22 protein-coding genes and 1 tRNA gene are annotated in these 18,407 nt (G+C 60.7%); 8 read left to right on the forward strand and 15 right to left on the reverse strand.

From position 1 onward, the window contains the following. Positions 1 to 9: 9 nt before the first annotated feature. Positions 10 to 2,988: a Ti-type conjugative transfer relaxase TraA gene (gene traA / locus ACT6QG_RS04455; protein WP_108128027.1), complete on the reverse strand. Its 2,979-nt coding sequence runs from the start codon at positions 2,986 to 2,988 to the stop codon at positions 10 to 12. Between the two features lie 171 nt (positions 2,989 to 3,159). Here traA and ACT6QG_RS04460 point away from each other — a divergent pair, with 171 nt between their 5' ends. From ACT6QG_RS04460 to ubiA, 3 genes are all read left to right on the forward strand, one after another. After that, the gene (locus tag ACT6QG_RS04460; protein ID WP_183318926.1) at positions 3,160 to 3,486 is read left to right on the forward strand and encodes a conjugal transfer protein TraD; all 327 of its coding nucleotides are present in this window, start codon (positions 3,160 to 3,162) and stop codon (positions 3,484 to 3,486) included. A 1-nt stretch (position 3,487) separates the two neighbouring features. Beyond that, entirely contained in the window at positions 3,488 to 3,754 is a 267-nt protein-coding gene (locus ACT6QG_RS04465) for a conjugal transfer protein TraD (protein WP_108128025.1), read from the forward strand. A gap of 149 nt (positions 3,755 to 3,903) precedes the next feature. Continuing rightward, positions 3,904 to 4,818, forward strand: coding sequence for a 4-hydroxybenzoate octaprenyltransferase (gene ubiA, locus ACT6QG_RS04470; RefSeq protein ID WP_108128024.1), 915 nt, complete (start codon positions 3,904 to 3,906; stop codon positions 4,816 to 4,818). A 32-nt stretch (positions 4,819 to 4,850) separates the two neighbouring features. Here the strand turns inward: ubiA and ACT6QG_RS04475 are convergent, their stop codons facing one another. Continuing rightward, positions 4,851 to 5,486, reverse strand: a complete 636-nt coding sequence (locus ACT6QG_RS04475; protein ID WP_108128023.1) for a LysE family translocator — start codon at positions 5,484 to 5,486, stop codon at positions 4,851 to 4,853. 132 nt (positions 5,487 to 5,618) lie between these two features. On the opposite strand from ACT6QG_RS04475, the gene ACT6QG_RS04480 reads away from it, so the two are divergent. Beyond that, complete coding sequence (locus ACT6QG_RS04480; protein WP_108128022.1) at positions 5,619 to 6,122, forward strand: Lrp/AsnC family transcriptional regulator; 504 nt, start codon at positions 5,619 to 5,621, stop codon at positions 6,120 to 6,122. A gap of 206 nt (positions 6,123 to 6,328) precedes the next feature. After that, complete coding sequence (locus ACT6QG_RS04485; protein WP_108128021.1) at positions 6,329 to 7,048, forward strand: glyoxalase superfamily protein; 720 nt, start codon at positions 6,329 to 6,331, stop codon at positions 7,046 to 7,048. A 1,038-nt stretch (positions 7,049 to 8,086) separates the two neighbouring features. Here the strand turns inward: ACT6QG_RS04485 and ACT6QG_RS04490 are convergent. The 6 genes from ACT6QG_RS04490 to ACT6QG_RS04515 all read right to left on the reverse strand — a co-directional run bounded on the left by ACT6QG_RS04490 (position 8,087) and on the right by ACT6QG_RS04515 (position 11,565). Next, a complete protein-coding gene (locus tag ACT6QG_RS04490) occupies positions 8,087 to 8,641 on the reverse strand; it encodes a hypothetical protein (RefSeq protein ID WP_444976384.1) in 555 nt (184 codons plus the stop codon). A 2-nt stretch (positions 8,642 to 8,643) separates the two neighbouring features. Beyond that, positions 8,644 to 9,213 (reverse strand): hypothetical protein, encoded by a 570-nt coding sequence (locus ACT6QG_RS04495; RefSeq protein WP_444976385.1) that lies wholly within the window; start codon positions 9,211 to 9,213, stop codon positions 8,644 to 8,646. Positions 9,214 to 9,223: 10 nt separating this feature from the next. Beyond that, entirely contained in the window at positions 9,224 to 9,682 is a 459-nt protein-coding gene (locus ACT6QG_RS04500) for a phage major tail tube protein (RefSeq protein WP_444976505.1), read from the reverse strand. 147 nt (positions 9,683 to 9,829) lie between these two features. Continuing rightward, the gene (locus tag ACT6QG_RS04505; protein WP_444976386.1) at positions 9,830 to 10,366 is read right to left on the reverse strand and encodes a hypothetical protein; all 537 of its coding nucleotides are present in this window, start codon (positions 10,364 to 10,366) and stop codon (positions 9,830 to 9,832) included. Further along, positions 10,333 to 10,806, reverse strand: coding sequence for a hypothetical protein (locus tag ACT6QG_RS04510; protein ID WP_444976387.1), 474 nt, complete (start codon positions 10,804 to 10,806; stop codon positions 10,333 to 10,335). The genes ACT6QG_RS04505 and ACT6QG_RS04510 overlap by 34 nt, the downstream gene beginning before the upstream one ends. Before the next feature lie 123 nt (positions 10,807 to 10,929). Continuing rightward, entirely contained in the window at positions 10,930 to 11,565 is a 636-nt protein-coding gene (locus ACT6QG_RS04515) for a hypothetical protein (RefSeq protein WP_444976388.1), read from the reverse strand. A 75-nt stretch (positions 11,566 to 11,640) separates the two neighbouring features. Between ACT6QG_RS04515 and ACT6QG_RS04520 the strand changes: the two genes are divergently transcribed. Continuing rightward, complete coding sequence (locus ACT6QG_RS04520) at positions 11,641 to 11,886, forward strand: BrnT family toxin (RefSeq protein WP_444976389.1); 246 nt, start codon at positions 11,641 to 11,643, stop codon at positions 11,884 to 11,886. Continuing rightward, positions 11,883 to 12,185 (forward strand): BrnA antitoxin family protein, encoded by a 303-nt coding sequence (locus tag ACT6QG_RS04525; RefSeq protein WP_444976390.1) that lies wholly within the window; start codon positions 11,883 to 11,885, stop codon positions 12,183 to 12,185. The genes ACT6QG_RS04520 and ACT6QG_RS04525 overlap by 4 nt, the downstream gene beginning before the upstream one ends. Here the strand turns inward: ACT6QG_RS04525 and ACT6QG_RS04530 are convergent, their stop codons facing one another. The 3 genes from ACT6QG_RS04530 to ACT6QG_RS04540 are packed head-to-tail and all read right to left on the reverse strand — an operon-like array spanning position 12,186 to position 13,327. After that, positions 12,186 to 12,497, reverse strand: coding sequence for a DUF6950 family protein (locus ACT6QG_RS04530; protein WP_444976391.1), 312 nt, complete (start codon positions 12,495 to 12,497; stop codon positions 12,186 to 12,188). It abuts the gene before it with no gap. A 39-nt stretch (positions 12,498 to 12,536) separates the two neighbouring features. Next, positions 12,537 to 13,040 (reverse strand): phage regulatory CII family protein, encoded by a 504-nt coding sequence (locus tag ACT6QG_RS04535; protein ID WP_444976392.1) that lies wholly within the window; start codon positions 13,038 to 13,040, stop codon positions 12,537 to 12,539. Continuing rightward, positions 13,037 to 13,327 carry a transcriptional regulator gene (locus ACT6QG_RS04540; protein ID WP_444976393.1) on the reverse strand — a complete coding sequence of 97 codons (291 nt, stop codon included), beginning with the start codon at positions 13,325 to 13,327 and terminating at the stop codon, positions 13,037 to 13,039. Before ACT6QG_RS04540 ends, ACT6QG_RS04535 begins: the two co-directional genes overlap by 4 nt. Here ACT6QG_RS04540 and ACT6QG_RS04545 point away from each other — a divergent pair. Continuing rightward, positions 13,307 to 14,197 (forward strand): hypothetical protein, encoded by an 891-nt coding sequence (locus tag ACT6QG_RS04545; RefSeq protein WP_444976394.1) that lies wholly within the window; start codon positions 13,307 to 13,309, stop codon positions 14,195 to 14,197. The genes ACT6QG_RS04540 and ACT6QG_RS04545 overlap by 21 nt on opposite strands. A 677-nt stretch (positions 14,198 to 14,874) precedes the next feature. On the opposite strand, the gene ACT6QG_RS04550 is transcribed toward ACT6QG_RS04545, so the two are convergent. The 4 genes from ACT6QG_RS04550 to ACT6QG_RS04565 form a co-directional block, all read right to left on the reverse strand. After that, positions 14,875 to 14,965: transfer RNA gene (locus tag ACT6QG_RS04550), tRNA-Ser, on the reverse strand. Between the two features lie 141 nt (positions 14,966 to 15,106). Further along, positions 15,107 to 17,260: a tetratricopeptide repeat protein gene (locus ACT6QG_RS04555; protein ID WP_444976395.1), complete on the reverse strand. Its 2,154-nt coding sequence runs from the start codon at positions 17,258 to 17,260 to the stop codon at positions 15,107 to 15,109. Between the two features lie 251 nt (positions 17,261 to 17,511). Continuing rightward, positions 17,512 to 17,949: a DUF1489 family protein gene (locus tag ACT6QG_RS04560; protein WP_444976396.1), complete on the reverse strand. Its 438-nt coding sequence runs from the start codon at positions 17,947 to 17,949 to the stop codon at positions 17,512 to 17,514. A gap of 207 nt (positions 17,950 to 18,156) precedes the next feature. Then, entirely contained in the window at positions 18,157 to 18,282 is a 126-nt protein-coding gene (locus ACT6QG_RS04565) for a hypothetical protein (RefSeq protein ID WP_444976397.1), read from the reverse strand. Positions 18,283 to 18,407: the final 125 nt, after the last annotated feature.

The following is an 18,407-nucleotide window of genomic DNA, read 5'->3' on the forward strand; positions in this document are numbered from 1 at the left end:
TTCTTCGCTCTACAATCCGATGCCCCGGCCTCTGCCAAGGCCATGACTGAGGGAAAGTTGCCGCCCCAGCCTCATGCCTGAGTCGAAATCCATGTCGATGCCGAGTTGCTTCTTGCGACCTTCGAGCAGGGATTCCATCTGCGCATCGCGCTCAAGGCTTTTTGCCATGTTGCCCATCTCTGCTCGCGCGGCCTTGTAGCCGGAATAGTTGCCTGCCGCATACTGGCGGTCGCCAGTCTGCTTGAGGTCCCGGAACCGCTCCACGAAGCGGTCGGCGCGCAGTTCGGGATTTTGGCGCATCTCGGTTTCCAGTTGCAGAGCGCGCCTTGCAGGCGCGGCGCGATCAGGATCGCCAGAGGCGACATCGGCGGCAAAGTCGGGATTCCGTTTATAGACCGCCTCGGCATCGCGGGAACCGTGAGGACGCACATCGTCAAATCCGGCACGGGCTTCGTGCAGTTCCTGCACTTGTTCGGGTGTGGCGGCCATGTCTCGCGCCTGCGCCCCGAAGATCGTGTCCACGGCACGGGCATGACGGACAAAGGCCCGGCCACGGGCACGGCGCAACGCGGTCTCCGGGTCTTCCCCGGCCTGCCGTTCCGGTCCTGTCTTCCCGGCGCTTTCCCTTTCCGGGTGCTGCACGGCCTCGCGACCAGGCGCGGCGTTGTCATGCTGGTGCAGACGGTCGAGCATGTCATTGACAGCATCGCGCATCCGTTCCGGCATCAGCCTGCGCATGATCTGTGCGACACGGGCGCGGAAGGTGATGCCGCGCCGTTCGGCATAATCCTGCGCCGGGTCGTAATCCGTCGCCATGTCCTTCGACCTGTCACGCGACAGGATGTTGACGAGTTTGTCCTGACTGGCGAAGTCGTCGCGACCATAATGCAGGTCCGTGCCGTCGCGATGGCGCGACAGGGAAACATAGCTGCCATGGGTGTCCACGCCCGGTGTCGCCAGCACATGCGTCCGATCCACCGTCATGCCCTGCGCCTTATGGATGGTCGCGGCATAGCCGTGGTCGATCCGGTCGTAGTCTTTCAGGTCGAACGCGATAGAGCGGCCATCGTCTGTCTGCACGGTCATGCTCTGCGCGCTGACCTGCTCAATGGTCCCCAATGTGCCGTTCTTCACACCAAGACCGCGCTCGTTTTGCAGGAACATGACGCGATCCCCGCTGGCAAAATTCCGGTCGCCGCGCTCGACGGTCACGCGCACGTCCTCGCCCAGATCACCCGCCGCCCGCATCCGGTCACGGGCCGCCTCGTTGAGTTCGCGGACCTCGGCGTTGGTGTGGGTGAGGATGATGCGGCTGTTGTCTGGCGATGCCTGCCGGTCGCGGTCCCAGCGGTCGATCAGATCGCCGCGCGCCTGCTCGCGCGTTTCGGCGGAATGCACCATGCCGTGACGGTCATAGGCGCTGATCGCATTGCCGGTTCTTCCTGTCGCCAGATCACGGGTCGCGTCACGCTGCCAGTCCTCGCGCTGGCGTCGCACCTCATGGATTTCCACGCCACCATGACGGTCGTGGATAGACCGGAACGCCGCGCCCGCCTCGATGGATTGCAACTGCTGCGGATCGCCGACCAGAACAACCTTTGCGCCAGCCTCGGCGGCATGGGACAGAACGCGCTCCATCTGCCGCGTGCCGACCATGCCCGCCTCGTCGATGACAAGCACGTCGCGGCTGGTGAGCATGTCGCGGCCCTGTCCCCAGCCGTGTTCCATGCTGGCGATGGTGCGCGAGGATATGCCCGATCCGCCTTCCAGATTCTCGGCAGCGATGCCGGACAGGGCAACGCCGCGAACCTCAAAGCCCGCCGCTTCCCATGCCTCGCGGGCCACGCCAAGCATGGCGCTCTTTCCCGTGCCGGCATAGCCGACGACAACGCCAAGATCGCGCCCGTCCGTCACATGTGCCAGCGCGTGGGCCTGCTCGCCGGAAAGAACAAGGCCGCGTTCTTCCGCGCGGGCGAGTGCGGCCTCTCTGTCACGGTCGCTGACCTCGTGCAATTCCTTCTCGGCCATCAATTCCGCCGCACGATGCAAACGCTGTTCGGCGTCGATCATGTCGCGGGTGGTGAAACGGTCCTCGCCGCGTCCGTCCTGCCCAAGCTCGACCAGATCGGGCGAATTGCGCATCGCACCGATGACCTCGTTGAACTGGTCGATGCCGTCGCTGTGCCGGTGTGCGAACTTCGCCATGTCCCGGCGCGTGAACGTCGATTGCTGATGTGTGATCGCGTCCAGCGCCACGGAAGGATCGGTGATGACCCGGTCGCCATTGTTGCGCGCGATCTCGCGGTGCATCTCGACACGGTCTGCCGCTTCGACGCCTTCACCCTCGATCCGCTGCGCGGGTGCGCCGATCTGGCTTTGCGGCTCCAGCCCGATGCCCTGCGCCTCAAGGCTGCGATGGTCAATGCGGGCGTCGATGTCGAGTTCGGCCAGCCGCTCGTTGACATGCTCTGCCCAGCGTTCTCGCCACCGTTCGACCATCTCCGTGCGGTTCCACTCCCGGACTTTCGGGCCGAAACCATCCTCATCGACTTCGCGCATGGTGAGCATGACATGAGCATGGGGTTTGGGCATCCCGTCCTCGCCGATGTCCCAATGCACATTCAGGTCGGCGATCATGCCCTGATCGACAAATTCCGCCTGTGCGAAGTCGCGGGCAAGCTCGATGCCCTGCGCCTGCGTCATCTCGCGTGGAATGGCGAACTCGACCTCGCGGGCAAGCTGGGCGTCCTTTCTGACCTCGAACGCCTCCACATCGTTCCAGAGCCGTTCGCGGTCGCCAAGATGCTCGGGCGCGCCATCCGGCAGCATGACCTCGGAATGGACGACGCCGCGCTTGGCGGAAAAGTCCTGCACGCGGTCGATGCGCTCGTCGCGCAGCCGCGAGGCCGAACGGTAGGCGGCGGACGCCACCGCACTGCTTCCGGCCTTGCGGCCAATGACCTTGACGTGAAGATGATAGATCGCCATCGCGATCAAGCATTGCCACGGTCAAGCGCACGTCGGAACGACGTATAAGCGCGCCCTCCTTCGAAAAAATCTCGGGATGGACCGGGCCGTGCCAGACCGTCCCGGCAACAATACTGCGTTCGGCCGCCTGTACAACTATCATCGCCACATCAACAGCTTATGGAGATGATGATGCGCAAGCCACGGGACTACGACGCGGAATTGAAGGCGCTGGAAGACAAGGCCAAGGAACTGAAAACGCGCAAGGTGCAGCAACTCGGCGAACTGGTCATCGCCACCGGAGCCGATACGCTCACCGTCGATGAACTGGCTGGCGCGCTGATCGTCTTAGCGGAAACAACCGATGCCGGAAGGAAAGAGGCATGGGCCAAGCGCGGGGCGGCGTTCTTTCGCAGCAAATCGCGGCGATCAGCGACGGCAACTGACCGCGACACTGGCAGCGCTCAAACGCAACCGGGCAGCCCGCAATCGGCATCAGGCGGCACAGGCGCGGCATGACATGCGTAACTGGCAGGTCGAGCGCCGCAAGAGAACGCGGCACCTCATCGAGCTCGGCGGTCTTGTCGTCAAGTCGGGCATCGTCGAATTGACCGGCGACGACCGCGCCATGACCTACGGCGCACTACTCTGGATGGCCGAAAAGCTCAGGAGCGAAGATGCTGAACGGGCGCGAGAACTGTGGGCCGGAAAGGGGAAGGAGGCGTTCGCAGAGGGACAGCCAGCAGGCGCACACGACAGAATTCGATCGCATCAGGATCGGGCGTGACCGATGGCGGGCGGCGCGAAGACACCACAATCGCAGCGCTGCCCGCCATTGCGCGGCAACGCCGCGCAAATGCTTGCTACTTCATAGGTTTTGGCCGAAAACTGTGTCGCGGGTTTCGGGATTTTCGCGACAATAATTGAGATATACAGATGACCACTTCGAGCCGTCCAGATTTGAGCGATATCCGCCTTGGAGATTGGGTCGATCGTCGATTGCCTATCTCTTGGCGTCCCTATGCGAGACTTGCCCGGATTGATCGGCCAGTAGGCATTTGGCTTACACTTTTCCCCTGCTTGGCTGCTCTTATACAGGCGGCCCACGGGCTCCCTGAAATCTGGCTTCTGGTGGTGTTCTGTCTCGGTGCGTTCCTGATGCGAAGCGCCGGCTCGACAGTCAATGATATCGCGGATCGCAAGTTTGACGGGCATGTGGAGCGGACCCGCTTTCGCCCGCTGGCGAGTGGTCAACTCCGGCTCCACAGCGCAATAGTGTTTCTTGCCGCAGAACTCGCCCTAGCTGCGTTGTTGCTGTTTTTCCTGACCCCCTTCACGCGCCTCGTAGCGATATGCGTGTTGCCGCTCGTGTTCATCTACCCCCTTTGCAAACGCTTCACGCATTGGCCGCAAGCCGTCTTGGGCGCGGCGTTCAATTGGGGAATGTTGATGGCATGGGCGGAGGTTTCGGGAACGATCCCGGCCGGGGCCGTCGCTATGTGGATCGGCGCAATAGCGTGGCAGATCGGCTATGACACGGTTTACGCCTATGTCGATGTGGCGGACGATACCCGCTTGGGCTTGAAGTCGACCGCGATATTGTTCGGCCGAAACGGGAAAGCCTGCATTGGCCTGTTCTATGCCCTCGCCGTCGTTTCGTGGGCGGTTGGGGGCTGGCTGCTAGATATGTCGATGCTCTACGCGGTTGGCATGGTCATTGTCGCGGCCCATCTGGCTTGGCAGGCATGGCGTGTTGACCTCAAAAGGCCGGAGCTGAATTACCGCTTGTTCCTGTCGAATATCCTGACTGGCGCTCTTCTGGCAGGCGCGGCCCTCGCAGGAAGTTGGTAAGTCGCACAAATCCTAATATCGGGACACAGGAGTCAGAAGGGACGTGGCGAAAGGGCCAGTCGAAGCCCGAAACCGATCAACATCGTCGCGAACACCCATCGTTGAAGCGTCTGCACCAGCGGACGACGGGCGATCCATCGGCCGAGAACGAAACCAGCGCTCGCATACACGAGATCGAAGGCCAGCCCCACGCTAACAAGGATCACCCCCAACAGCAGGAATTGCCCCGCCATACTTTCTGGGCCGGCGTGGACGAACTGCGGCAACAGCACAGAGCAAAACAGCAGCGCCTTGGGGTTGAGGATATTCGTCAGTAGCCCCTGATAGAAGCACGATCCACAGGAGTGCGCCCGGCTTGGCGTCTGCGTTGCCGTCGCTTCGGGCAGGAGTGACCGGGCACGCAGGATTTGGATTCCGAGCCATATGAGATAGGTCGCACCGGCGAAGCGCACGACCTCGAATGTCATCGGGCTTGTGGTGAGCAAGGCCGCAAGTCCGAGCGCCGCCAGAGTTACGTGCGCCGCTCGCGCGAGCGCCAGACCCGCCGCTGTAGCGATAGCCGGCCCACGCCCCCCCGTCGCGCCGGTTTGCAGGATCAGAACCATATCCGGCCCCGGCACCAGATAGACGACGACCAGTGCCCCGATGAACAATCCTAAATCGGCCATGAGCCCGCCCCCCGATGATAATGTTTCGGTTCAGGCTACCGTGAATATCGAGGGCATGTCCTTGCAAGTTGTGCTGAGATGCAGGAACATATTGGCGAGTTATGCTAATCTTCTCGCTAAAGATGCTAAAGGATGCCAAAATTGAAGCTGGATGCCATCGACCGCCGTATCCTCGCCGCCTTGCAGCGGGACGCCCGCCTGACTAACGTGCAGCTCGCGGAGGTCGCCGGGCTATCGCCTTCGCCATGCCTGCGGCGTGTGCGGATTCTGGAACAGTCCGGCGTGATCGGCGGCTATCATGCGAGCCTCGATCGCGCGGGCTTGGGGCTTGGTCTGACCGTTTTCGTGAGCGTCAAGGTCGAGCGCCACCATGACGAGCCGGCAGCGGCGTTCAGGGAAGCGGTTCGCGCCTTGCGGGAGGTCGTGTCCTGCCATCTGGTATCGGGAGAGGCCGACTTTCTGTTGCAGGTCGTCGTTCCCGATCTGGCGGCCTATGAACGCTTCCTGCTCGGCACGCTGCTCAAGTTACCGGGCGTGAACGACATACGCAGCAATTTTGCGATCCAGACCGTCAAATCCCAAGCACCTCTCCCGCTCGATCATCTCCCGAGTACGGAGGCGTCGCAATTATCCTAACTTTCGCAACAGTCGGTTTGAACCCATTGCTGTCATTCATCGCCGTTGATAAGCTGTCAGAGAGGCTGGTGCAGCCTGCCGCTCGCATCCGAAGTCGGAATGGTGAATGCACTCACAGCATAGCATGACCTCTGACCCTTTGGGCGGATTGTCGGCAACGCGAGCACCGGCGCGCGAAAGCGTTTCCGCCTTTAAGGAAACAGAGCATGCACAGCTTCATGGACGCCAAGATACTGGCGAAAAATCTCCGACAATCACTTGCACATAATGGAATAGAGCGCTCGCACAGCGAATGCCTTGAACTTGTGGCGCAACAGTTCGGATTAAAGGACTGGAACCAGCTTTCAGCACGGATTGCCGCGACAGCGAATCGCGCGTCGATGGATCACCTCGCGCTGCCGGAAGGCTGGAAGCTTGCACGACATACGGACCGCTCAATCTACCGGATTGGCATGGACACCGAAGCGCCCGGTGTCGCGAAGATAGCCTGCCGTGCTGGTCGCGCGGATGGCATCGTCCTGCCATCAGATAGCTTCGGCGTGATGATGCAGAGCATAACCGCCGAACCCTATCGGGAGCGAAAGCTGGCTCTTTCTGCTATGATCAGCACCGATGATGCGGATGCGGCATCGATATGGATGCGTGTCGATCAGTCTCTTGGGCAGGTTCTCCGGTTCGACAACATGTTGGATCGTGTCGGTGAAGGTTCCTTGCGCGGCACGAACGACTGGACAACCCGTCGCATCGTCCTCGACGTTCCCGATAGCGCGGCAAGCATCCATTATGGTCTGCTCCTGAACGGCTACGGCAGCATGTGCGTGAAAAACTTGACGTTTGGCGAGGCGCAGGCTGGTTGGCCGGTAACGGCCGGCGGTGGCAAGCTGTTCATGAAGCCGACCAATCTGGATTTCTCATCGGCAGCATAACAGCCAAAGGCATGTCCCATCGCAGGGGCTTGCCTTCCTATCGCAAGCGGTAGCTTCGTCCCGCGGAGCTTGCCGTGATGTGTCGCAAAAGTCAGCCGCGCAAGTCAGACTTTCGCACGAGACTTTTGCGACAGATTTTTCCCTAAAAATCAGTGATCCCTATTTTGTCGCGATATATAGAATTTGTGCGACGGATCGAAGTTCGACCGGAAGCCTATCCACTCAGGCCATAGTGCCGCTATGGTTTCATGACGTGCCTTTATGGCAGCGGGGTCCGCCAAATCTACGGACCCAACATAGCGTGTGTCGGAAATCGATGTGATGACGATAGGATCCCAGCCGAATTGATCGGCCGTTATGTCAACTATGATATTTCCGGAAACGACCCAGGCGTGGCCTTCCCATTGCGCTCCAGAGTAAAATCCGCACGCTGCATCAGGTGCCCCGCTTTTTCCGGCATATGGCGTTCCGCTCATCCATTCGGCAGGATGCCCCTCATGTCTCAGCACATCCCGTAGAAACAAGCTGGTTCTACCGCAAATATGTCTGGACGGGGGATGCACGGTGCGACCTCCCGATTGATGCCAGCGGTGCCATACTGGTTCGATAAATAATCTCGCGGCCGATGCGATACGTTGAATTTCATTCAGCTGGGTCATCCCTCTGTCGCGTCGTTGCAAAATTCCCGAAACCCGCGACATATCCCTCGGCGTGGCCGTCAAGCGGCGTTCAGATCACCGTGATTCCTTCATGGAAATTATCACCCGGAGAGGGCCATAGCGAAAATGTAGTGATCATCTCTATCGTTCTCGGCCCGCCAGAAGTTTCCATTAAATTTCAAATAGATATTTCCGACTGGAAAGGTCGAGAGCCACACTTCAGAAACTGCATAAATTGGAACAAATCGGAACCAAATGTCATCCGTTTGCAGATACGGTGACAGATAGTCCCGAAAAAGTCCCGAAGCATGTTCCAGATTTGTTCGTGGTCTCAATAGCAAAAAGAAGCCCCACGCCGCAGCGCGGGGCCGCCCCTATCTCACGCCATCCCACCCACAAACCCTTCCATCTGCCCCTGATGCGGCAGCGCAATTCTGACCGGGCCACGGCAGAACCGATCCCGGCAGCGTAGAGCCTTCTCCACCTCATCCAGATAGGATTGAGACAGCGCCGGATAGGCCGCGGCCTCTCCGGCGCGGACATAGCGCATCTTGCCACAGCGCCTGCATGTCACCTCGATCCGCCGATCCGGCTCCAGATCCGTTATTTTGAGATCTGTTTTCCAGCTCACCAGAAATCCTCCGCAGACGGAATGCGCGTGTACATAGGTCATCCGCCGTTCCAGAGCAGCGAAGTCCACCACGGCCCGACGCGCGGCAACAGCAACACCACCCGTGGCCGCTGCCGCAAACACGGCCCGGCCCGCCATCATGGCCAGTGAGCCGCGCTCACCAACCTGACCCAGAACCCCTCCGCGGCCACGGAGGCCGCGTGCGGCGGCATCAGTTTGCCTTAACGCGCGCTGGATGCCTTTTGCCGGCCCGGAAACCTGATCCCTCAGGCGCAGAATGAGCGTAGAGACCACATCACCCATGGCTACGACACCTCATCGAGCAGACGCCGGGCGCGCCGGGGCAGTTTGCGCCGCACCGCCTGCAACACGCGCTCTTCATCCCCGCCACGCAGGGCTGTCAGCACAAAGGTGTCCTCACCCGTCATGGATTCAGCAACCGCGAGCAGGTTTCCCACCATCCCACCGCCCAATCCGATCAGCAGGCCGAGTGTGGGGGGAGGAATGCGGATCTCACGCACCCAGCGCTCGCCCACCTGAAACGGGTGCCGCAGGGGCACAACATCCACATCGGGGCAATCCTCGGCATAGATGATAGAGGGGGCTGGCGAAATGATTTCAGGCGCTTCAACAGGATCTGGTGAGCCTGTCTCCACATCTGCAAAGTTATTGCTCGCCTTTGCCAGCTCTGCTTCCCGCGTACCGCCGGCTAGTCCAGTCTCCACGGGGGCAAGGCTGGGGAATGCGGCTGCCCGGGCGGCTTCCAGCGTCCGCCCCCGCTCATCCAGCGGGAAGGTGGCAGGGGCAGTTGTTGCCCCTCCCCCCAGAAGCGCCGCATCGTCCGGCTGATCCCAAAGATTGGTATTGTCCGTCATAGCTGCACCGTCAGATACCGATGCCGAGCGCGGCATTCATGGCGGCGGCCTGGTCAGAACCTCCCACCACCCAGCCACCAGAAAAGAAATCCCATTCGAACAGGGGCTTCGCGCGGCCTTCCCACCACATCTCGAAATGCATGATTTCATTCAGTGTGTAATTCGCGCCATGAGCTTCACCGCGCGAAAACTGGTCTTCTTCAAGTCCGCCCAGCCGCGCCTCAATGATCATCTTGCGCTGAATGATCTTGTCCGCCTGCAGATCTCGTATGCCATTGTAGATGGTGTAGATCCGTCGCGACTGCGTCCCCAGCCCGAACTGCACCATCATTTCCGGATCAAGGCCAAAATAACCGAAAGAAAAGCCGAACTTTTCCATACCCACACCGAACTCCACACCAACTGGCCCGCCGCCAGACTTGTGGTCAACATAGGTTTCCGCCATCTTTTCAAGCTTGATATTCTTGATTGCAAGATGTTTTTACTTATCCGGCTCGACATCACCGCAATACATGTTTGCGGTTTCCCAGTGGAACAGCGTGTTGCGTGCCATGATCGTTCCTTTGAATGTGTGGTTTTGGGCAAAGGTGTGCCCGGCTGGCAGGCACAGCCGGCATCAGGCCGCGAGGCGTGCAATCGCGTCCGCAAGATCTTCCACGAAAGCCTCAACCGCCGGGGCGTTGGGCGAGGTGCGCAAATGCGCGCGCCGCCATACAGCAGGAATTTCATAGATGGGGTCGAGTGTGACCTTGCCGCCACGAATGGCGTCCACCCCATTCACGCCGCTGTCGAGCTGGATGCGTGAACCCTTGTAGAGCAGCTCTTTTGCCATCAGGTCGCGCATACGGCGGTTCATGGTGTTGACCGCCGCCTGCACCGCCTGAATGGTGATGTTGTACTTGCCCAGATAATTGCGCAGGATTTTCAGGAAGCTGAGCCAGAGATAATCATTGCCGCGCGTCTGGTGATAGAATGGCCAGGTGTTGGTGGTATCGGCATGGTCGGTGCCGATGAAGATAAAACCGGAATCTGCAATCGCATCATCCACCCCAATCTCACCGCGCTCGATGATGCCGATATTGGCCGCCAGCAGATCCTGCCCGGTATTGGCCCCATCGGTCAGTGAGAAATCATGCTCCCATCCCGGCGCCACGATGCCATGCACCGGCTGGCCCGCCCAGCTATGAAATGGCAAACCACCCTTTTCATGATCGCGCGTACCGCCACACCAAGAATGCGCCCGGCCATGGGCCGCTGCAGCTGGGCACTTTCACCGCCACGCACCTTGACCCCACCCGCCATCGGAATGAGACGATTGGAGGTGAACGTCTCACGCCAGTCCTGTGCCGCCTTCAGGTTCCCTGACGGCCCCTCCACAGCAGCTACCGCCCGCATCTGGTCCAAAATTGCAGGAAATTCAGCCACCACCGGGTTGGCCTCGCCCGCCCCCAGCACCTGATGTGTGTAGCCCGGCACAGCAAACAGGCGCGGGGTCCAGCCAATATGCGAGGCCGCGCCCTTGGCCGCGTGGATACCGGTGAGGGCAGCCGACGACCCGCAAATGGCCAGCAGGTCTTCCTCCAGCCGGTCCATATCATTTTCGGCGGTAGAATGGGGCGTGCGAATAATGCAGGCGCAGCAGTCCGGGCCGCACGCGCGATGGCCCCAGCCCAATCCGCCTCAAGGCGAGCCCGGGCAATGGCAGCATATTCCGGGTTAAGTTCGATCAGCGCTGCAATGGCCGCGTTGTTTATTGCGATGCGCACGATCTGGCCCGTGCCGGTTTCTGCGAAGCGCAAATTGTTGAGAATATCGACACCGCCCTGCGCCTTGCCGGCCCTGTCGATGATGCCGTCGCCGCTGACCGAGACGAACATCGCCAGGATTGAGCCGAGGCGGATAGCCGTGATAGAGGGTGATATGCAGATAGGAGGCGCCGCCCACGCCAACGCCCACAACCTCATAGCCGGTACGATATGCGTTGCCGGCGATCTGGCGCACGGCGCGGCGTTCGCCATTGACCCAGACCACCTCCAGCCCGTCATGCGGCCCATCGCCGATGACATAGACCAGATCGGCCATATTGTTGTTTTCAAGAAACGTATTGAAATAGGCCAGATAGCCGGCCGTGCCGCAGCGCCCGTAGAGGCTGCCGCGCGGTTGGCCGCCGCCCATCTCCACATCGGTCCGCACGCTGGTTTGCACCTTGCCGGCCTTCTCACCCCCCAGCGCCGACGAGGCGTAGGCTAGCCCGCCGGCCACGCCGACATTGATCAGGCCACCGACAATGGCACCCGCCGTTGTGCCGGCAAGCCCGATGGCCCCGACAACCGCCGCACCGATAAAAGGCATGCTACCCCCAAACAAAAAACCGCCCGGCAAGGGGCGGCTATTGCGTGTCTCTTATTTTTCGTGTACGAAAATTAAATGCAGATCACATGGGATGAACCCAAGCGCCTCGCCAACCTTGCCAAGCACGGTATGGACTTTGCCGATCTCGACCTTGAGTTCTTCGCATCATCTCTGGTGATCCCGGCCAAGCAGGGCCGGTTCAAGGCGATAGGCCGCCGCGCGGACGGCACTATCGTGGTGATCTTTCTCGCGCTGGGCACGCAGGCGCTTTCAGTCATTTCCATGCGCCGCGCCAGCCCCAAGGAAAGGAAACTCCTATGACCGGCAAGAAGATGAAGTCATTCGAGCCCGGACAAGGTTTTACCCGGCAGGACTGGGATGAAGTGTCTGATAACCCGGAGCTGACAGACGCCGAAATGGCGCAGGCCCGCCCCTTTGCCGAGGCCCTGCCAGAGCTTGCCGAAAGCATCCGTCGCGCACGGGGCCGCCCAAAGGTGGAAAGCCCCAAGGAGGCTGTGACACTGCGCCTTGCCCCTGAAATCATTGCCCGGTTCAAGGCGATCGGTGGAAAGGACTGGCGCGCGAAGATGACCGAGGCTCTGGAAAAAGCCGCCCATTGATCATCCCACTCGAAACGCCCGTTTGAGCCGGGCACGCGGCACACGGGTGAGGCCGGCCGGGGCCATGCCCAGCACGTCAGCGCCGATCACCACGACGCCCGCCTCCTCGCCATTTTCATCAATGACCCCCACGTCCCCGCGCTGCGCGAGGGCGGGCGGCACCTCTGGCAGAACGGCGGCCAGCGCATCCCCGATGCCGGCAAATCCGCGCTCCACCAGCAGCCGGGCGGCGCCGGCGGCGCCGTCATAGCCGGGCAGGTCCGCATAGGGCCGCGCCCCGCTCACCCTCCCGCGCCAGATCCAGAACGGCACGGGCCAGCGTTCCCGCAGCGGGCTCAGAGGGATGACGGCTCATTCTCCTGCCCCCCGCTTGATGACAGCCAAAGCCCTTTCCAGTTCCACCAGATCGACAATCGCGGCGCGGATCGGCTCCAGCAGGCGCAGCTCGCGAATTTCGCACGCGCTCACCTCGCCATCGTCCGCCAGCGCCGCGCCGAGCCGGCGCACCACTTCCCCCGCCCCCTGCGCCACATCTGCGATATGGCCATACCAGCACCCGCTACCCTCGATCCCCTCCGGCAGGCGCACCAGCACATGCCCGGAGATAGTGGCCAGTGCCCGCGTCACCAGCAGATCACCGGCATCGGCCTCCAGATCCGCCACCACATCCACGGGCGCGAAAACACCCTCATGCGGGTGGCCATATTTGTTGAGGGTTTGCGGGGCCACGCGCGTAACCGTGGCGGCAGATTCCTGCCCGCCGCACGCCTCCACCAGCCGTCGCGTCGCCCCCTTGAGGGCCAGATAATCGGCATGACGATGCCGCCGCGCGGAACGCTCCAGTGCCTGTGTCATGCGCAATTTTCCGAAATTTGCACCTTTCCCGGCGCGTCGGGTTGAGCGAGGCTGGACATGTCCGGCACAGGGCCGAACAAATCAGGGCGCAGATCATGGCGGGAAACGCCGGTGATGCGCTCCACTTCAAGGACACGGGAGGGGGGAACAGCGCGCCATTGGTAGACAGCTTGCCGCCTCACATTGAGTTGGCGCGCTAAACCGGCAAGGCCGAGATCCCGAAAAGCCACCTTGCCAAGCTGGCAAAGCACTTCAAGACCACCGAATTGGAATTGCTTGGTCGGCACCCGCCGAAAAAGGCAGCGTTCTATGACGATGAGGCTCCGCTGGAGCTACAATATTACGGTGAGTGTGCGGTGCATTTCGTCGGCGGCGGCGAGCCGTTGGTGCTTTCGATTTCGGAAGAGGCGCGCGCGCAAGCCTATGAAGAGTTGCAGAGCGACAAGCGGTTCATCGTTATCAAGGACTTGGGTAACCGCACCGTGGCGATCCGGCACAAGGCCATCTCCGAGTTCTATTTTTCCAGTGAAGCTTATGACACCTACGGGCCGGATCATCAGGACTATAAACTGGCAACACCAATCCAGATGCCTGACACGCGCGACTGGGCCATCGTCGAGGCCATTCGAGATGAAGAGGTTGCAGGAGGCGACTACACATCGGATTTTGCTAAGGACGATGTTGAGCGCGTCCAACGCCAGATCATGATTACCGACGAGCAGTTCGATGAGTTGGTCGCTGAGGGTGCCATCAAACCTGAGAACCTCGCGATTGAGAAAGCCACGAGAGCGGCGGAAACCGATGAGATTGTGGCTCTAGCTCACACGGTGACGGTCCAGTTCTCGACCGGCAAGCGACGGGAAATCGCCTATATCGATTGCAACCTTTTCGAATGCATCGAGCCTCTTATTGATATCCACTATCCCTACGGCCAAAACGACGAACCGAACATGATCTGCTTACCATATGAGGGCTATCATCGCACCGCGTTCTTCAACCCGGACGCGCTGGACTATATTTCCTTCCCGACCCACAAAATCGAAGAGGGTGAAGTCGAGAGCTATGATGACGGGCTGATCGACGGCGATGACGCCAATAGTGACGATGCCATGGACATCAAGCTGCCGAAGACCAAAAAGAGGGAGAGGATGAGTTGAGAACTGGCGCATCTTTGCCTTGCAGCCATGAATAGATTGAGAAGATGCTAGCCATATTTGATGCCTGACAACTCAAGACGGTCACACCCCTTTTGCCGCTCAGGTTACCTAGCGTCGAACGCCCGGCTCGGCGTGCATTCCATCTGAAAGATGCATAAAACTTCTACTTATTTTGAGTCAATTTCTCGTATCTCTATTTAGGGGGCTATAGCGTAGGTGTAGTTCTCCGTTTCTTCGTCTTCGGCCCGCCACTTCCTGCCACAAGCGTCTGTAGCAGCCGGACTTCGATCCCATGATGCGAATTTCGCCCTTCGCGACCCCGACACGCTGGGCGAGCGCGCGCAGATGGTCGCGGCGATAACCGCCGCCTTCCAGCCGAATAGCATGATCGGGCCTGCCCACCGGTCATCACTCCCGCCGACGCCTCCACTGTCCAGTTCCCCAGCCTCCGGCTCCGGGAACGCTTCCTGAAGTTCCAGGGCGATCAGGCGTCGAAGATTGGCTAACGACACCGCGCCGGAGATATCGGCGGGAACACGTCCGAACCTTTGCGCAGCGTGTCTAGGTCGCGAAGGGCGCAATCCGCATCATGGGACCAAAAGCACCTATTGCGGACGCTGGTAGCTGCGAAAGGAGGGAAGACGGCGGGAATCGGCGTTCCCGGTTTTATACCGAAATGGCGGAGACGGAGGGATTCGAACCCTCGAGACCTTTTTGGGGTCTGCTCATTTAGCAAACGAGTGCCTTCAGCCTCTCGGCCACGTCTCCGGTTCCCCTCCTATGCCGAACCGGAGACGGTTTTGCAAGGCATAGAGACATGTTCCACAGGTGAAACCGCTCTCAAGCGCCAAAATGTGGAAAGCCGGCAACATCGGAAAGGGCATCAGCCCCATAATGGAAGGCATGCTTTCATGAAGAGCTGATGATGGCCTGCACGGCTGCCCGGCGCTCATCAAGGCGGGTGGTGACAGATTCGGCGATGCGGGCAAACACATCACCCCACTCTCCCACCCGGCTTTGCCGGAACAGGGTCATGTCTGGATAAAAGGGGGTATGCGCCCCCTCATATCCCCAATACCACCGGGGGGCGATGCGCAAGGCGGTGAAGACAGGCCGGCCGCGCGCGCCAGCCAGATGGCTCAGGGCCAGGTCTCCAGTCACGACAAGATCCAGATGCTGCAGGATGGCGGAGGTATCAATAAAGGCGCCATCGGCATCCCGCCGGGGATCAAGGCGGATGATGCGATCTGCAAAAGGCACATGGTCCAGCTCCGCCGCGCCCGGACCGGCCTGAAGGCTGATGAGCTGCACATCTTGCATCTGAGCCAGTGGCGCAAAGGCGGAAAGGGGGATGGAGCGACCCGCATTCTCTGGCCGGGCGGCATCATCCGCCCAGCAAATGCCGATACGCAGCTTTTCAGGTGCATCCTCCTGAAGATAGCGCCAGCGCACGACCCGCTCGGAATCAACCGGAAGATATGGCGGGCGAGGCCATCCTGCCGGATCGGGGGAGATGAGGCCGGGCAGACTGCCCATCGGCACCCAGAACAGCCCGGGCGTGAGAGGGTCGATCTGGCTGATGTCACTGATGACCTGCACCCGCGCATCCACCCGTCGCAGCAGGGCCATATGTTCAGGCGGAACCAGAAGATGTACCCTCAGGCCCTGATCACACAATGTGCGCAGAAGCCGGGCGAAGAGGAGCATTTCCGAAAGGCTCGCCTCCCCCACCACGATCAGGTCACCCGGCCTGTCCAAGCCGTTCCAGCGGGAAAATGGCAGCGCTTCGTGAGAGAGTGGAGCGAATGGAAGCCGGCTTTCAAAGCCCGCCCAGCCCTCGCTCCAGTTCCGCCGGGCCAGATTGTCCCTGGCGCGAAGATACTGAATGAAGGGGGCAGATGGATCGGCCAGAAAGGCGGTATCCATGCAGGTGCGCGCCTCATCCACTTGCCCAAGATCCAGCAGCAATTGTGACTTGAGCGCCAGAACCTGCACCTCATCCGGCACATGTTTCAGAACGGCCTCTATATCGTCCAGCGCTTCACAAAGCTGCCCAAGCTCGCGCCGGGCAGCGGCACGTTCATAATGGACATCGATATTATCAGGGTCGAGCGCGAGGGCGATATCGCACAGCGCGGCAGAAAAGCCCGGCTGATGCCGCCGCCGCTCCAGCCCCGCAAGGCGGGCCAGCACCTCATAACGCTGTGGCGCACAGCTCAGCGCCATGTTGAAGGCTTTGCGCGCCTCTTCATATGCACCCAGCCCCTCAAGGCCCTGCCCGCGCAGAAAATGCGCCTCAAAAAGGCGGGGGGAGAGGGCAAGGGCTTCATCGGCAACAACCATGGCCTGTTCGTGGCGTCCTGCATCCAGCAGAATGCCGCCCTTCAGAAGCAGGTGAGACACCTGTTTGGGCTGGGCCGCAACAAGGCGGTCACAATCCTCCAGCGCCTCGGCCTCCCGGCCAAGCCGGGCAAAGGCGCGGGCGCGATGAATGCGGGCATCCGTGGCGGTAGGGTCCAGTTCAAGCGCCTGCGTATAACGCTCCAGCGCCTCGGCATGACGCCCAAGGCTGGCCAGCACCTTCCCCGCCAGATAGCTTGCCTCTCCACAGGAAGGGGCCATCTGCCGAACGGATTCATATGTCTCCAGAGCGCCGAGCCAGTCGCGCTTGACCTGCTGCACGGCCCCCACGAGCAGATGGGCTTCGGGGCGGGCGGGGTGCATCTCACAGGCATGGCGGGCACAGGCCATGGCCTCTTTTGCCTGCCCGGCCTGCAGGAGCGCAAATGTCAGCAAACGCTGGATATCCAGCCGGGCGGGCTGCGCTTGCACAAGCCCGCGATAGAGCGCGATAGCTTCTTCAAAGCGGCCCTGACGATGCAGTTCCGTGGCCCGGCTGAAAGTGGTCCGCACATCATTCTGTGCAGGGGCGGATTCCTTGATGGGGGGAGGATTGGGAGAGCGCCGCACCGGTGCAGGATGTGGCGGAGCCTTCTCCTTGCGCAAGCGCAGCACCCGGCCGAGCCAGCTGTCCTGAGGCAGATTTGGAGGCGCAGACGCCATATCCCTCACTCCCGCCCTGATTGCGGAACAGAGGTGCCCAATACATGCGGCCCGGCCAGCGGGCCATTCCGGATAAAGGCTTCAAGCCTGTATGGCGCCATGAAAAACTCCCCCGCGAGTTTCCGGCAATCTGCCTGGCCAGCTTGCGCGTGCATGGCCGGAACAGATGAATGGGCACTGAGTCGGCCCGGTGGTGAAGTCTACTGGTTGCAGAAGAAGCTACAAGGCCGGATGGCCCTTACGGAAAGTCTTTAAAGCAGACCGAGGGCCGCCAGTTCCCGGCGCATCTCTTCTGGCATGTTCGCCAGCGCTTCTCCAGCCTGCGCCAGATCCGCCGGGGCATCTTCCGTTTTCAGATAACGCCAGCCCTGAAAAGGACGGGAAGGACGCGGAACCACACGCACCACCTCAGGCTCCAGCACCAGAGCGCACCGGCGGATGCCTTCGCCATCCACAAAGGGGCGAATATCAAGAAGTTTCTGGCGCGCAGAGATTTCCCCGCGGATGACCCAATAGAGAGAGCCACCATCCAGCAGCTCCTCAGCACGGTTGGGTACCATGCGGGTGGTGTGGGTCTGCTCGAAAGGCACGCCAGCTTTCAGGGCCAGAGCCCGGCGTTCCCCAATCCAGCCTTCCAGCTCTTCAATGTCTGAAACGCCGACACACAGCTTGAGAAGATTGACAGCCATGCCCCTCTGATAACGCCCTTGCCGCAAATGGGAAAGCCAAATGGAGGCGCGCGGACAGGACATGATGCGTGAAAACGCTCTCATGCCCTGTCCGGATGCGGATCAGTCAGAATAAGGAAACCATGGCCGGCTGCCACATCGCCCAGCTCCCGAACCGGAACCCACCGTTCAGGAGCGCGGTATGCAGCCAGAAAACGCTTCGATGACCTACTTCACATTCAGCGCGGAGGGATCAAACCCTCCGAAGAGATAGACAACAGCAACTCCCAGGAGAAAGACGGTGAGCGCGGTGCGCGCAACACCCCAGCAGGAGCGAGTCTGGACAACATTCATGATGTGAATCAGCAGTTCATTGCACGAGTGCCCCATCCATCATGAAAGATGAACGGAACCACGCTCTTTTAAGATTTCATAAACCGTGTGGCAAGGGGGAGGCAGGCCGGCCGTGCCTTCTCCAC

Source organism: Haloleucobacter ellipsoideus (genome assembly GCF_052491725.1).

Coding starts and splice junctions, on each gene's coding strand:
- traA (WP_108128027.1), bottom strand. CDS start 2,988: ATGGCGATCTATCATCTTCACGTCAAGGTCATTGGCCGCAAGGCCGGA.
- ACT6QG_RS04460 (WP_183318926.1), top strand. CDS start 3,160: ATGCGCAAGCCACGGGACTACGACGCGGAATTGAAGGCGCTGGAAGAC.
- ACT6QG_RS04465 (WP_108128025.1), top strand. CDS start 3,488: ATGCGTAACTGGCAGGTCGAGCGCCGCAAGAGAACGCGGCACCTCATC.
- ubiA (WP_108128024.1), top strand. CDS start 3,904: ATGACCACTTCGAGCCGTCCAGATTTGAGCGATATCCGCCTTGGAGAT.
- ACT6QG_RS04475 (WP_108128023.1), bottom strand. CDS start 5,486: ATGGCCGATTTAGGATTGTTCATCGGGGCACTGGTCGTCGTCTATCTG.
- ACT6QG_RS04480 (WP_108128022.1), top strand. CDS start 5,619: ATGCCAAAATTGAAGCTGGATGCCATCGACCGCCGTATCCTCGCCGCC.
- ACT6QG_RS04485 (WP_108128021.1), top strand. CDS start 6,329: ATGCACAGCTTCATGGACGCCAAGATACTGGCGAAAAATCTCCGACAA.
- ACT6QG_RS04490 (WP_444976384.1), bottom strand. CDS start 8,641: ATGGGTGATGTGGTCTCTACGCTCATTCTGCGCCTGAGGGATCAGGTT.
- ACT6QG_RS04495 (WP_444976385.1), bottom strand. CDS start 9,213: ATGACGGACAATACCAATCTTTGGGATCAGCCGGACGATGCGGCGCTT.
- ACT6QG_RS04510 (WP_444976387.1), bottom strand. CDS start 10,806: ATGGACCGGCTGGAGGAAGACCTGCTGGCCATTTGCGGGTCGTCGGCT.
- ACT6QG_RS04515 (WP_444976388.1), bottom strand. CDS start 11,565: ATGCCTTTTATCGGTGCGGCGGTTGTCGGGGCCATCGGGCTTGCCGGC.
- ACT6QG_RS04520 (WP_444976389.1), top strand. CDS start 11,641: ATGCAGATCACATGGGATGAACCCAAGCGCCTCGCCAACCTTGCCAAG.
- ACT6QG_RS04525 (WP_444976390.1), top strand. CDS start 11,883: ATGACCGGCAAGAAGATGAAGTCATTCGAGCCCGGACAAGGTTTTACC.
- ACT6QG_RS04535 (WP_444976392.1), bottom strand. CDS start 13,040: ATGACACAGGCACTGGAGCGTTCCGCGCGGCGGCATCGTCATGCCGAT.
- ACT6QG_RS04555 (WP_444976395.1), bottom strand. CDS start 17,260: ATGGCGTCTGCGCCTCCAAATCTGCCTCAGGACAGCTGGCTCGGCCGG.
- ACT6QG_RS04560 (WP_444976396.1), bottom strand. CDS start 17,949: ATGGCTGTCAATCTTCTCAAGCTGTGTGTCGGCGTTTCAGACATTGAA.
- ACT6QG_RS04565 (WP_444976397.1), bottom strand. CDS start 18,282: ATGAATGTTGTCCAGACTCGCTCCTGCTGGGGTGTTGCGCGCACCGCG.